Source organism: Indolivaga capnocytophagoides DSM 22835 (genome assembly GCF_000426485.1).
Taxonomy (GTDB): Bacteria; Bacteroidota; Bacteroidia; order Bacteroidales; family Dysgonomonadaceae; genus Dysgonomonas_A; species Dysgonomonas_A capnocytophagoides.
This window is the reverse complement of the sequence record NZ_AUFL01000004.1, coordinates 152,689-167,439: the sequence shown is the minus strand read 5'-3', so window position 1 is coordinate 167,439 and position 14,751 is coordinate 152,689. Positions and strand designations below refer to the sequence as shown.

The following is a 14,751-nucleotide window of genomic DNA, read 5'->3' as shown; positions in this document are numbered from 1 at the left end:
CATTTTACCATATTACAATCGGAATATCAAAACAGAACGAGAATCTTACTCAAAATCAATCTGTTGCTGTCCTGTCATATCATCAATAATATCAGTATCCGAAGCAGAAGAATCATCGTCATCTATTTCGATCTTTACAGAACCATCTTGATCTTCATCTCCATCTTCCGATTCTTCTTTTTTCTCAGGAAATCGAATAGGCTCAAGTTCTCTTACAACTCCAATTTCAAATGTAGACAGACGCTTTCCTTTCGCTTTAAAGCTCTTAACCGCTATAAACTCTTCTGCATCTATTTCTTGAGTCCCCCGGAATGAATCATTTCCACCGAATGCTAATTCGATTCTTGGATACACAATATCGGTAAGAATATACAATTTAGATTTGGAATTCTCTCCTAAAAAATTCTGAACCCTATTACTAGTCTCAAAAGTAAAGCGTTTCAGATACATATATTCCTGATCGGCATCGAATAATACAGCTGTCCAAATCTTATGCTCATCAAATTTTTCGATTTTGATGATACCCGGCTCGAAGTGGTTACTTAAATCAAAGTTTGTTGTATTAAAATCGCCGTTTTCTTTTACAACCAGAATTTGATCATCACTATGGAATTCGCCCAGATACTGCCCTCTGTTATCATAATTCAAACGCAATACATCCGGATCATACCATACTTTTCGACCACCTAAAGTAGATTTACCTTTCTGACGAAGGGTAATCTTATGAACTTCTGCTTTTGTGAGCATATTACCCATAGACTGACGCCCCTTGATCGCTATTTCGCTCAGGTCTTTTTCAAATAACTGCACTTTTTGACGAGGACGAGGTTTCAGTAATACACGGATTGTTTCAGCTTCGCCATTAGGATTAGCACTGAAATAAACAATCTTAGAACCTTCGTCGCCCATAGTCACGTCATACTCTTTATCTCGAGTGACACCGGTTACAGCAAAACGCTTCATATAATAAGGTCCTACCTTTCCGCTACGATATACAACATTATATATAGTACGCTTATCATTCTTTTTAAATACATTGACATACAATATATTTTTCCCAATAAACATCTTATCGCTTACTTTTACGATCTTATATTTACCATCTTTATAGAAAAGAATAATATCATCTATATCAGAACAGTTACATATATATTCGTCCTTTTTAAGAGACGTTCCGATAAAACCTTCTTCTCGATTTATATATAACTTTTCATTTGCTTCTACCACTTTAGTAGCCACAATGGTATCGAAATTACGTATTTCGGTCATTCTCGGATGAGCTTTTCCATATTTCTCTTTCAACATTACAAACCACGAAACTGTATAATCTACAATGTTTGCCAGATCATGCTCTATCTCTTCAATTTCGGCTTTATAACGGGCAATAAGTTCTTCTGCTTTGTCCGAATTAAACTTGAGAATACGCCCCATCTTGATCTCCATCAATTTCAGAATATCCTCATTGGTTACTTCCCTAATAAAGAGTTTAGTAAATGGCTCAAGTCGTTTTCCGATATGTTGTACAGCAGCATCCATATTAGGTGCTTCCTCAAATTGCTTATCTTTATATATGCGCTCTTCGATAAATATTTTTTCTAATGAAGAGAAATGCAAATTTTCTTCCAGCTCGCTTTTATGAATCTCAAGCTCCCATTTCAACAAATATAATGTATTGTCTGTCGAACGTTTCAGAATATTACTTACAGTCAGGAAGTGAGGTTTGCTATCTTCAATAACACAGCAGTTAGGCGAAATACTTATCTCGCAGTCAGTAAACGCATACAATGCATCAATTGTCTTATCGGAAGAAACTCCTGCTGCCAGATGTATCTGTATTTCTACATTACCGGCCGTAATATCATCAACTTTACGTATCTTGATCTTACCTTTATCATTGGCTTTGAGTATAGACTCTACTAATGAAGAAGTTGTACGTCCGTAAGGAATATCAGTAATTACCAGCGTTTTATTATCCAGCTTAGATATTTTTGCACGAACCTTAACAGCCCCACCTCTTTCTCCGTCATTATAACGGCTTACATCAATAAATCCGCCTGTCTGAAAATCGGGATAAAGAGTAAATTCTTCGCCTTGCAAGTATGCAACAGAAGCATCGCACAATTCATTAAAATTATGGGGCAATATCTTTGATGATAAACCTACGGCAATACCTTCAACTCCTTGTGCCAAAAGCAAAGGAAACTTGATGGGTAATGTTATAGGCTCCTTATTACGCCCGTCGTAAGAAGGTTTCCATTCGGTTGTTTTATGATTGAAGGCTACCTCTACAGCAAATTTAGACAATCGTGCTTCAATATAACGGGGAGCAGCAGCACCGTCACCGGTAAGAATATTACCCCAGTTACCCTGACAATCGACCATCATATCTTTCTGTCCCAGCTGTACTAAGGCATCACCAATGGACGCATCCCCGTGAGGGTGAAACTGCATGGTATGTCCGATAATGTTAGCCACCTTATTATAACGTCCGTCATCCATTCGTTTCATCGAGTGCAAAATACGACGCTGTACAGGCTTCAGACCATCGGCAATATGAGGAACAGCACGCTCCAGTATTACATACGAAGCATAGTCGAGAAACCAATTCTGATACATCCCCGACAAATGGAGCTGATTTTCCGAGTCTTTAACAGGAACCTTATATTCTGAATGAACAGAAGACTCAGTTCCTTCTTCCTCATTCATTTCATTTTCGGAAGAACGATTCTCTTCCTCATTATTCACATCGTCAATTATATCTTCTGGAAACATATACGCTTTTGGTATAAATAGACCTTACAAATTCTTAAAATTATCCAAAGATAACTTTTTTGAGCGGATTTCAAAAAGAGTTTATATCCGAATATTTACTAATTTTGACAAGTAAAGAAGATCAGTAAACGAGTTTATAAGCTGACTAGTAAATGAGTTGATATACATCTCAGGCATCTTTATTATATGTATAATATATCATTAAATACTTGCTGTTGCTTAAATGGAAAATTTGGTAAGCATTATCATTGTCAATTATAATACAGAAAAATTATTAGACGACTGCCTTTCTTCGATCTACGAGAAAACATCAGGCATCCGGTTCGAAACTATTGTAATAGACAATAATTCGACCAATGGCTCTATAAATAATCTGATAAAAAAATATCCAACCGTAATATTTCATTTTGCGGGAGAAAATCTTGGATTCGGTAAAGCGAATAATCTCGGTGCAACCCTGGCATCAGGTAAATACCTGTTTTTTCTCAACCCCGATACCTTGTTATTAAATAATGCTGTAGGTATTCTAGCCGACTACATGGAATCACATCCAAAAACTGGAATTTGTGGAGGTAACATGTATAGAAAAGACATGAATCCGGCATCCTCATTATACAATACCGATTTTCTTACTTATGAATATAAAATTATATTCAACATAAAGCGTACACCGGGATTTAATTATTCTAAAATTCCCAAAGAAGTAAAAGTGATAGTCGGAGCGGATTTACTAATACGAAAAGATATATTTGATGACCTTAAAGGATTCGATCCTGATTTTTTCATGTACTTCGAAGAAGTTGAATTATGTTACAGAGTCCGTAAAACGGGCTATAAAATAGTTTCAGTTCCTAATGCTGAAATCATCCATTTACAGGGTGGTTCGGCGGAAAACAAAAGCGAGGAATTAAACAAGTGGTCGTATAGTGAACATTGGTATAGCAAATATTTATTTTTTCACAAAACGAAAGGTATATTCCAACTCCAAACGCTGCACAGTATATATAAGCTGAAATTAAATATAGCTATTATTTACTTTAGCTTTAGAAAAAACAACAAAAAAACAGAATATTGGAAAGCCAAAGAAATGATCATAATGAATACTTATAAAAGATTTTCGGACTACAGATCCGACAAAACATGAATCAGAAGTTTCACTATCAGGAAAAGTGCTTTATGGGAAGAGTATCAGTAATTGAAAAATTTATCTATAGAGAAATGATCGCAGACCTTTTATAATATAAAGCAGGAAAAAGGTAACCAATAAAAAAATGCAATTTTGGAGTAACTTTTGTTACCTTTTGAGAAAATGGATAATTAAAAATGAACAATGGTAACTTCGAACTGATTTTAGATAACTGTTAACTGACCACTGATTTGTTACCTTTTGCAAATAAACAGACGGATGGACAGCTTGTGCTAAAATAAAAATAAAAACCAGGAGTGTTAATTAAATTGTATTTTGGCTGTATATCCCAAACAAAAAAGCTATTTTTGTAATGCTTTTTGGTGATATAAGTATGTCAGTTTCAGATATAGTAAGAAAAAATCTATTTCCTGATAGAAAATATAGATCAGAATATATTCATAGTCAATATGATAAACCAATATACTAAAACATTATTTAATAGACCATGGCAAATCTAAAAGAAAAGCTTTTTACAGATTTTCCTGCTATCTCTACTGAAGAGTGGATGGCAAAAATCACAGCTGATCTAAAAGGCGCTGATTTCGAAAAGAAACTTGTTTGGAAAACAAACGAGGGATTTAAAGTAAATCCTTTTTACAGAAGTGAAAACATCGAAGGCTTAAAAACCACAGATGCTCTACCCGGAGAATTCCCTTATGTAAGAGGTACTAAAAAAGACAATGACTGGTATGTTCGCCAAGACATTACTGTAGTCGACTTCAAAGCAGCTAATGCTAAAGCATTGGATATTTTGAATAAAGGTATTACATCCTTGGGATTCATTATCGCAGGTGATGATGTAAATGCCGAAAATATCAAAACCTTACTAAATGACATCTGCCCCGAAGCTGTAGAATTAAACTTCAGTACCTGCAACAGAAAATCTTTGGAACTGGTTAAAATCCTTGTTGATTACCTGAAATCAAAAGATGTAAACCTATCGGAATGTTACGGTTCGGTAAATTATGATCCGTTTAAACCAATCCTAAAACATGGTACGGACAATAGCGAATGGGCTGCAAAAGCAGCTGAAGTGGTGCTTGCTGCTGAATCTCTTCCTAATTTCAGAGTATTAAATGTAAATGCTACTAAATTTAATAATGCCGGAGCTTACATATATCAGGAACTTGGTTTTGCTCTTGCTAACGGGAACGAAATACTTAGCAAACTGGTAGAAAAAGGATTGGATGCAACACTTGTTGCTAAAAAAATCAAATTTAACTTCGGTATCGGCTCAAACTACTTTATGGAAGTAGCTAAATTTAGAGCTGCCCGCTGGTTATGGGCTGAAATAGTTAAAGCTTACACACCTAATGCAGAATGCGGATGTGCAGCTAAAATATATGCACACGCAGAAACATCTACATACAACATGACAACATTTGATGCTCATGTAAATTTACTTCGTTCGCAAACAGAAGCAATGTCTGCATCTATAGCCGGAGTAAACTCTTTAACTGTACTTCCTTTTGATGAAAGCTTCAAAGATTCAGACAATTTCTCTGAAAGAATAGCTCGTAATCAACAGCTATTATTGAAAGAAGAATGTCACTTCGATAAAATCACCGACCCTTCAGCAGGTTCATATTATATCGAAAACCTAACTTCATCTATCGCAGAAGAAGCTTGGAAGCTTTTCCTTGAAATTGACGAAAACGGATTTTACGCAGCTCTTAAAGCCGGAACTGTACAAAATGCAATCAAAGCATCTTCTGATGCTCGTTTCAAAGCATTAGCTACACGCCGCGAGGTTCTTCTTGGTACTAACCAATTCCCTAACTTTACAGAAGTTGCAGCTAACAAAATCAAAAAAGACAATGCGTGCGGATGCGGATGTTCTCACAAAGACGGAGATTTACTTGCACTACCTGCAACACGTCTGGCTACTGAATTCGAAAACCTGCGCTTATCTACCGAAAAATCGGGAAAAACACCTGTCGCATTCATGTTGACTATAGGTAATTTGGCAATGCGTTTGGCTCGTTCTCAGTTCTCTTGCAACTTCCTTGCCTGTGCAGGATATAAAGTTATAGACAACCTTGGTTTCGAAACTGTTGCAGACGGAATAAAAGCTGCTCGTGAAAAGAACGCCGATATTATTGTTATTTGTTCAAGCGATGATGAATACACAACTCTGGCTCCCGAAGCTTATGAACTGGTAAAAGGCGGAAAAGAGATATTTGTTGTTGCCGGTGCTCCTGCTTCTACAGATGATCTTAAAGCTGTTGGTATTGAAAACTTCATCAATGTGAAGAGCAACGTTCTTGAAACATTGAAAGGTTTTAATGCTAAACTAGGTATCAATTAAAGGTCGAGCCTTTTTAAGTATTGACTTTGTTTTATACAAAAAAGAATAATAATGAAACCAAATTTCAAAAATATAGATATAAAAAACGCAGGATTTGAGGCAGTAAATGCTGCCGAATGGTCTGCTCAAAATGGTATCGAAGCAAACTGGATCACACCGGAATTGATACCTGTTAAACCTGTTTATACAAAAGACGATCTGGAAGGAATGGAACATCTGAACTATGCTTCCGGTATTCCTCCATTCCTACGCGGACCATATTCAGGTATGTATGCCATGCGTCCATGGACAATCCGTCAGTATGCAGGATTTTCTACAGCAGCCGAATCAAATGCATTCTACCGCCGTAACCTTGCTTCAGGACAGAAAGGTCTTTCTGTAGCATTTGACCTTGCTACACACCGTGGATACGATGCCGACCACCCTCGTGTTGTTGGTGACGTAGGTAAAGCCGGTGTATCTATCTGTTCGGTTGAAGATATGAAAGTTCTTTTTGATGGTATTCCATTGAATAAGATGTCTGTATCTATGACAATGAACGGAGCTGTACTTCCTATTCTTGCTTTCTATATCAATGCAGGACTTGAACAAGGTGCTAAATTGGAAGAAATGGCGGGTACAATCCAGAATGATATCCTTAAAGAATTTATGGTGCGTAATACATACATTTACCCACCGGAATTCTCTATGAAGATTATCGCTGATATCTTCGAATATACATCTCAGAAGATGCCTAAATTCAACTCTATTTCTATCTCCGGTTACCACATGCAAGAAGCTGGTGCTACTGCTGATATTGAGTTGGCTTATACTTTAGCTGACGGTATGGAGTACCTGAAAGCTGGTATCGACGCAGGTATTGATGTTGATGCATTTGCTCCTCGTCTATCATTCTTCTGGGCTATTGGGATGAACCACTTCATGGAAATCGCCAAAATGCGTGCAGGTCGTTTATTGTGGGCTAAAATAGTTAAGAGCTTTGGTGCTAAAAATCCAAAGTCTCTGGCATTACGTACTCACTCTCAAACTTCGGGTTGGTCATTGACCGAACAAGATCCGTTCAATAATGTCGGCCGTACTTGTATCGAAGCGATGGCTGCAGCTCTTGGTCATACACAATCTCTTCACACCAATGCTTTGGATGAAGCTATTGCATTACCAACAGACTTCTCTGCTCGTATTGCACGTAATACTCAGATATATATACAGGAAGAAACTCAGATCTGTAAAGAAATCGACCCATGGGCTGGTTCTTATTATGTAGAGTCTCTGACCAATGAACTTGTACATAAAGCATGGGAGCTTATCCAAGAGATACAAAAATTAGGAGGAATGGCTAAGGCTATTGAAACCGGTATTCCTAAAATGCGTATAGAAGAAGCTGCTGCTCGTACTCAAGCTAAGATCGACTCTGGAAATCAAACAATCATCGGTGTTAATAAATACCGTCTCGAAAAAGAAGATCCTATTGATATTCTTGATGTTGACAACACTGAAGTGCGCCGTCAACAAATCGAAAGATTGAATGATCTGAAATCTAAGCGTGACAATGCTGCTGTTAAGAAAGCATTGGAAGCAATCACTGAATGCGTAAAAACTAAAAAAGGTAACCTACTTGAACTTGCAGTAGAAGCAGCTCGTTTACGTGCCACTCTGGGTGAAATATCCGATGCTTGCGAAGTTGTAGTAGGACGTTATAAAGCTATAATCAGAACTATTTCAGGCGTGTATTCATCAGAAACTAAAAAAGACCCTACATTCCAGGAAGCTTGTAGACTTGTTGAAGAATTTGCTAAGAAAGAAGGTCGTCAACCTCGTATCATGATTGCTAAAATGGGTCAGGACGGACACGACCGTGGAGCAAAAGTAGTTGCAACAGGTTATGCTGACTGTGGATTCGATGTGGATATGGGGCCATTGTTCCAAACTCCGGAAGAAGCTGCCCGTCAAGCTGTAGAAAATGACGTTAATGTTCTTGGAGTATCCTCTCTGGCTGCTGGTCACAAAACTCTTGTACCTCAAGTTATTGCTGAACTCAAAAAACTAGGACGTGAGGACATTATTGTAATTGCCGGAGGTGTTATTCCAGCACAGGATTATGACTTCTTGTACAAATCAGGTGTGGCAGCGATCTTTGGACCAGGTTCTCCTGTAACCAAAGCTGCTGTTGAAATCATGAAGATATTATTAGCAGAGTAAGATCAGCTGATAATCAACAATAAAAAATCGCTTCCCGAAAGAGAAGCGATTTTTTTTGTTTATCCAAAAGAAGACTAGCACCTCAATTTAATATCACTGAAACAACCTTAAGTGTTTTTACCTTCTCTCTGCTCATTAGTTGATACTACATTCTCAAAGTCAGAATCTCTTTCACAACATCTGCTGTTATATTTTCCTTTTCACCAAGTTTCCAACCTCTCTCCTTGATTCGGTTCGAAACGGCATCTACAGCCTCCTGTCCCAATCCATAATCCGATAAACGGGTCTTAAGCTGCATTTCTTCGAAGAAATGAATTATAGCTCTAATAGTTTCATCAATACGTTCGTCTTTCGACATATTATTATAGATGCCGAAAACCATCTCTCCTAATTGAAGTATCTTATCTGCTTTCTGATCTTTCAAGACACTCAATACACCAGGGAGAACAATGGCTAAAGTCTGAGCATGATCTAGTCCATACAAGGCTGTGAGCTCATGACCAATACGGTGTGTTGCCCAATCTTCGGGAACACCACAACCGATCCATCCATTCAAAGCCCAAGTAGATGCCCACATCAGATTGGCACGAACATCATAATCACGAGGAGTTTCCAACGCCTTCGGACCTTCGGTTATCAAAGTCACTAAAACGGCTTCCGCAAACTTATCCTGAATCATTGCCTGTGAAGGATACGTAACATATTGTTCTATCACATGCACAAATGCATCCACTACCCCATTACTTACTTGCTTCAATGGCAATGAATAAGTTACCTCCGGATCAAGAATTGAAAATTTAGGATATAACTTAGATGAGCCGAAAGCCAACTTATCATGAGTTTCAGCTTTGGTTATAACAGCTCCACTATTCATTTCCGACCCTGTAGCCGATATAGTCAATACTGTACCAAAAGGCAATGCTCTTTCGATACGCGCTTGCTTACTCAGGATATCCCATGGATCATCACCTTTAAAACAAGCGGCTGCAACAATAAATTTAGTAGCATCAATTACCGAACCACCTCCTACAGCAAGTACATAATCAATGTTTTTCTCTTTGATCAACTCCACGGCTTTCATACAAGTCTCGTAATGAGGATTAGCCTCAATTCCTGAAAACTCATAAAAATCAAAAGCTGATAAAGCTTTTATGACCTGATCATAAACTCCGTTATGCTTAATACTTCCCCCTCCATAAGTTATAAGAACTTTACTTCCGGCAGGAATCTCCTTCGATAAAGACTTTATGGTATCCTTACCAAATATAATTTTTACAGGATTAACAAAACTAAAATTTTCCATTATGTGTATCCCTTTCTTCTTTTAATGATTAGTTCATTCTTAATATATTAGCACCCAATTGATTCAGACGGACATCAATATTCTGATATCCTCTGTCTATCTGGTCTATATTATGTATCACACTCTTTCCATCTGCGCACATTGCAGCGATAAGCAAAGCAATACCGGCGCGGATATCAGGTGACGTCATGACTGTAGCGCGCATAGAACGGCGTCCTGTACCAATAACTGTTGCACGGTGCGGGTCGCAAAGTATTATCTGAGCACCCATATCTATCAGTTTATCAACAAAGAACAAGCGACTTTCAAACATCTTCTGATGGATCAATACACTACCTTTTGCCTGTGTTGCCACAACCAATAATACACTTATAAGGTCGGGAGTCAACCCCGGCCATGGAGCATCAGCGATAGTTAATATGGAACCATCTATAAATGTATCAATTGTATATTCTTTATGCTCCGGAATGTGAATATCATCTCCCTGACGTTCGAGTGTAATGCCCAAACGACGGAATGTATCCGGTATAATACCCAAATCATCATAAAATACATCTTTGATTGTCAACTCAGAACCGGTCATTGCTGCCATCCCGATAAAACTTCCGATCTCGATCATATCCGGTAAAATACGGTGGGTTGTTCCGCCCAGTTCTTTGACACCTTCAATACGTATCAGATTAGATGCTACTCCGGATATTTTAGCCCCCATCTTATTCAGCATCTTGCATAATTGCTGTAAATAAGGTTCGCAAGCAGCATTATATATAGTAGTTTCACCCTCGGCCAAAACCGCAGTCATTATAATATTAGCAGTACCTGTTACCGAAGCTTCATCCAAAAGCATGTAAGTTCCGGTAAGCTTCTCGGCTGTGATAGAATATAATTGCTGTTCGTTATCATAATCAAAGTTTGCACCTAACTTCTGAATACCGATAAAATGTGTATCTAGACGACGGCGTCCAATTTTATCACCTCCCGGTTTAGGAAGCAATGCTTTGCCGAAACGAGCTACTAAAGGACCGATAATCATTACGGAACCTCTCAATGAAGCACTTTTCTTCAAAAATTCGGGACTCTCAAGATAAGTCAAATCTACCTCGTCAGCCCTAAACGACCAGGTATTTTCATTCAGGCGACTGGTCTTCACTCCCATATCTCCAAGAAGAGAAATAAGATTATTGACATCCAGAATATCGGGTATATTCTCTATAATAACCTCTTCAGGGGTTAATAGAACTGCACAAATAACCTGTAATGCTTCGTTTTTTGCTCCCTGAGGAGTTATTTCACCTTTCAGGCGGCAACCGCCTTCTATAATAAATGATGCCATGTATCTTTAATTGATTAAATATTCTTTGGGGTTCTCAGACCTTATCTATTAATTTATATTTATTTGATAAAAGGTAACAAAAGTTACTCCAAAATTGCACTTTTATATTGGTCACCTTTTTCTTTCCCTGTTTTTCTAAAAATCGTTCTATAAATAAGAGGATCTCCACCACTTTCCGTATAGATAAATTTTCGAATTACTGATCTATATTATAAAATCCTAACTTCTGGCTCCAGCTCTATGGAAAACTTTTCAAAGACAGCTTTCTGGATTTCATTTTTAAAGTAAACAATATCGTTTCCGTCGGGTGATCCATAATTAACAATAATTAAAGCTTGTTTCGGATATGTGCCGACTTGTCCTAGCTGCTTTCCTTTATAACCTGCTCTGTCTATCAAAAAAGCCGCAGACGTCTTTACCAAGTTATCATTAACGGGATAAATCGGCAAATCAGGATATTCTTCTTTTATTTTATCAGCCTCTTTGTTTGTAATATACGGATTCTTAAAGAAACTTCCGCAGTTGGGCAATTCCAGATGGTCGGGTAATTTACGTTGACGCACACGAATCACAGCATCACGGACATCTTCGATTGTAGGAACTACAACATCTTCCAACTCCTTGTTTAAATCAAAATACTTCGCAACATAAGTAAATGACCTTTTCAACATAAATACTACAGATATAATTATATACCTGTCCGCATTTCTTTTAAATACGCTGTCACGATAAGCAAATTCACATTCTGCATTAGAAAAAGAAACAACATCGAGTGTATTAGTGTCCAAAGCTATCACTTCATGCACACAGTCTTTGACTTCTGCTCCGTATGCCCCGATATTCTGAACAGGAGCCGCACCGACAGTACTGGGGATATATGATAAATTTTCGAGACCCGAATATCCTTTATCAACACAAAATTCCACCAGTTTATCCCAATCTTCAGATGCCATAACTTCCAGATAAACATCATCAGACTCATCTGAAACATCAGAAATCTCTCTCACTCCTAATATTTGAGGATGAATAACCAATCCATCGAAATCTTTGGTAAAAAAAAGATTACATCCGCTTCCTATCAAAAGTTTTTTTTCGTTCGGAAAGTCCAACAGGCATTGCTTTAGCTGCGTTATATTTTCCGGTTCGAAAAATATTTTTGCGACAGCCTCTGTCCGAAACGAATTATATTTCTTTAATTGTATATTATATTGATACATATTGCATTATTTAAGGTCTGAGACCCTTATTCGTCAGATTTCTTCTTTTTCAGTAAGAAATAAACAATTCCTCCTACCAGCACAAGAGCTCCAAGCCCATAAAGTATGGCAACCCAATTATTAATTACGAATTTGATAATAAAAATCAAGGCCACTACAATCGCAATAATACCGCAAACCTGAATAATTTTCTTTACAGTGTCCTTCTTCCTGTTGTCTTCCTCAATAACGATAGAAGATTTACGTTCAACCACAGGGTTAATAAAATTATCAACAGGTTTAGCTGCATTCTCATCGATTTCTTCAAAGTCGACGTATTGACCTATTTTTTCGGGTTCATCACATCCCTCTTCAGTGAGCAAGTTAGTTGCTTTTTGAGATCCTATGGACTTTGATTCCTGAGACTCTCCATAGGATTGAGACCGACCTGATGCTGTAAGATCAGCGGTAGCAGTTGCAACGGGTGGCACTTCTTCAGAAGAAATTATCTCTTCTGTTATTTTTTCAAGATTATGAATATCATCTTCAACAACTTGCGATGCGGTATGTACACCATCACTTTCTCTTTCGGATAGCCTTATAATGGTATCCACACGTGAAGAAGCAATCCGCGTATCGAAATCATTATTTTCGACCATCTGTAGTAATTCAGATTCTATTGCCGGATATTTTTTTATCAGTAATTGACAGGCATTTGCAAAATCCCGAAAACGATTGATCTTTTCGAGTTTAGCTTTCATATCGTCTCCATTAAAAGCCGATATATCCAGAACTTTGTCTGCAATCGCAGACCTGAGGTTATCCATATTAAGATAAAACTAGGATTAAACTTATTTCTTTTACAAAAATAGAAATAAATCAGTGTTTATTGTACTTCAAAGCACTTAGAAATTTTTAATTGTACTCCGGTATTATCTCCGACCATTCCGGATCTGTCAAAAGCAAATGCCGCAGAGAATTTCCACCCCGACAAGCGAGGGTCTATATAAACGGTCTCGAGCATACTCGAAAACTGATTTCTTATATTTCGCGAGGGAATACGATCTGTACCCCAACTTCTAGAATAGCTGACCAATGCTCTGTATTGCAGGCTTGGAAGTATATACCCGCTAATACCTCCATGAAATGTAGATAATCTATTATTAAATACGGTAAGGGACTGTCCTCTATTATAAATCGGAGATGTAAGAAAGGGATTACCCAAAACAAAGCCGTAGTTACTAAGCGAAGCATAATCAACATGATTATAATAGTTATCGCCACCGCTCACCTGGACAGGTATTTCTTCATTCTCATCCCAAAGGAAAGGGCCAGATTGATCTTTTGTATGCAAATATTCAAATAAAACACTTGTGAGCCATCCTTTCTTATTCAGATTCAATTCCAGACCGTATAATCCATCAGGAATATTCTTAAAAATAATACCTGAATGATCTTCGAAAAAATGCTCATGATAAGTTTTTATCGAAAATTCTTTTCGCTTATGCTCAACTATAAAATGAGTACTTCCGTACACATTTCCCACAATGTTCTGCCTATCGGTAAGATTCGATTCGGCTCCACCCTTCATCGGGATCAATACCTTAAAAAAATCTCTCAATTTTGCTGAACCTTTGTCCCAGTATTCTCCAGCATGATAAAAGCGTCCTCCCCACTGAGTATCCATTTCGGCTCCTACAATAAAACTCCATGCAGGTACTTTTTCAAATTTCAGAAACCCATATTTGCGATGATACAACACTTTTTCGGCATAGTATCCGTCTGCTGCGTTTCTTTTCTTGAACTTATCATCGCCAAACCAACCGTAAGACAATCCACCTATAAATTGCAAATACCCTTTTGTATATGGTACTGTTACAAAATCAGGAATACTAACTTCAACCTGAGGTATTGGGCGTGCATTATTTGAAAGTGTCATCCCTCCGGAACTCAATAGCTTATTCTTGAATAGCGAATATCTTTCTTTAGCACCTACAGAAAATACAGTATTTCGGTATTTAAGATCAGCATATAACTGGTGAAAGTTAAAATCGGACTGCATATTATGAGACACCAATATATCTGCTCCCATCGTCACATTCAAGGGTGAGCCTCCTACATAGAAATAATGATTTCCTAAAGAATTAATCCTCAGATATTGATTACTATTCTCAGCTGATCCTAGCCCGAATTTATTATTACTAAGCCAAAACGGAGCAAAATCACCATCAGTGAATGTGCCTAAAGTTTCTATATTAATTGATATTCTATTCGGATTCATATAACAGGTCAAAACTACCGGATCCAGCAAAACCGTACTATCAAGGGATTGATCAGAATCCTTTTCTGGATTTTGGCTGACAATAGGAGTTATCGACAACACCGAGAATAAAAAAGCAACACAAGCGATACGCATATTCCTAATATTAAAAATCAAGCAAATGTAATAAA

9 protein-coding genes are annotated in these 14,751 nt (G+C 37.6%); 3 read left to right on the top strand and 6 right to left on the bottom strand.

Annotated elements, in window-relative coordinates; all coding sequences use genetic code 11:
* Window positions 1-45: 45 nt before the first annotated feature.
* Window positions 46-2,706 (bottom strand): DNA gyrase/topoisomerase IV subunit A, encoded by a 2,661-nt coding sequence (locus K322_RS0100735; RefSeq protein WP_246037284.1) that lies wholly within the window; start codon window positions 2,704-2,706, stop codon window positions 46-48.
* Between the two features lie 289 nt (window positions 2,707-2,995).
* Here K322_RS0100735 and K322_RS0100730 point away from each other — a divergent pair, with 289 nt between their 5' ends.
* From K322_RS0100730 to scpA, 3 genes are all read left to right on the top strand, one after another.
* The gene (locus K322_RS0100730) at window positions 2,996-3,916 is read left to right on the top strand and encodes a glycosyltransferase family 2 protein (protein ID WP_035330984.1); all 921 of its coding nucleotides are present in this window, start codon (window positions 2,996-2,998) and stop codon (window positions 3,914-3,916) included.
* A 490-nt stretch (window positions 3,917-4,406) separates the two neighbouring features.
* Window positions 4,407-6,269 (top strand): methylmalonyl-CoA mutase small subunit, encoded by a 1,863-nt coding sequence (mutA, locus tag K322_RS0100720; RefSeq protein ID WP_026625131.1) that lies wholly within the window; start codon window positions 4,407-4,409, stop codon window positions 6,267-6,269.
* Between the two features lie 51 nt (window positions 6,270-6,320).
* A complete protein-coding gene (gene scpA / locus K322_RS0100715) occupies window positions 6,321-8,468 on the top strand; it encodes a methylmalonyl-CoA mutase (RefSeq protein WP_026625130.1) in 2,148 nt (715 codons plus the stop codon).
* Window positions 8,469-8,613: 145 nt separating this feature from the next.
* Here scpA and K322_RS0100710 read toward each other — a convergent pair whose 3' ends face one another.
* The 5 genes from K322_RS0100710 to K322_RS0100690 form a co-directional block, all read right to left on the bottom strand.
* Window positions 8,614-9,771 (bottom strand): iron-containing alcohol dehydrogenase, encoded by a 1,158-nt coding sequence (locus K322_RS0100710; RefSeq protein ID WP_026625129.1) that lies wholly within the window; start codon window positions 9,769-9,771, stop codon window positions 8,614-8,616.
* Between the two features lie 28 nt (window positions 9,772-9,799).
* Window positions 9,800-11,104, bottom strand: a complete 1,305-nt coding sequence (gene murA, locus K322_RS0100705; RefSeq protein ID WP_026625128.1) for a UDP-N-acetylglucosamine 1-carboxyvinyltransferase — start codon at window positions 11,102-11,104, stop codon at window positions 9,800-9,802.
* Window positions 11,105-11,313: 209 nt separating this feature from the next.
* The gene (gene murB, locus K322_RS0100700; RefSeq protein WP_026625127.1) at window positions 11,314-12,321 is read right to left on the bottom strand and encodes a UDP-N-acetylmuramate dehydrogenase; all 1,008 of its coding nucleotides are present in this window, start codon (window positions 12,319-12,321) and stop codon (window positions 11,314-11,316) included.
* A gap of 26 nt (window positions 12,322-12,347) precedes the next feature.
* On the bottom strand, window positions 12,348-13,127 hold the full coding sequence (locus K322_RS0100695) for a hypothetical protein (RefSeq protein WP_026625126.1): 780 nt from the start codon (window positions 13,125-13,127) through the stop codon (window positions 12,348-12,350).
* 59 nt (window positions 13,128-13,186) lie between these two features.
* Complete coding sequence (locus tag K322_RS0100690) at window positions 13,187-14,716, bottom strand: capsule assembly Wzi family protein (RefSeq protein WP_051290538.1); 1,530 nt, start codon at window positions 14,714-14,716, stop codon at window positions 13,187-13,189.
* Window positions 14,717-14,751: the final 35 nt, after the last annotated feature.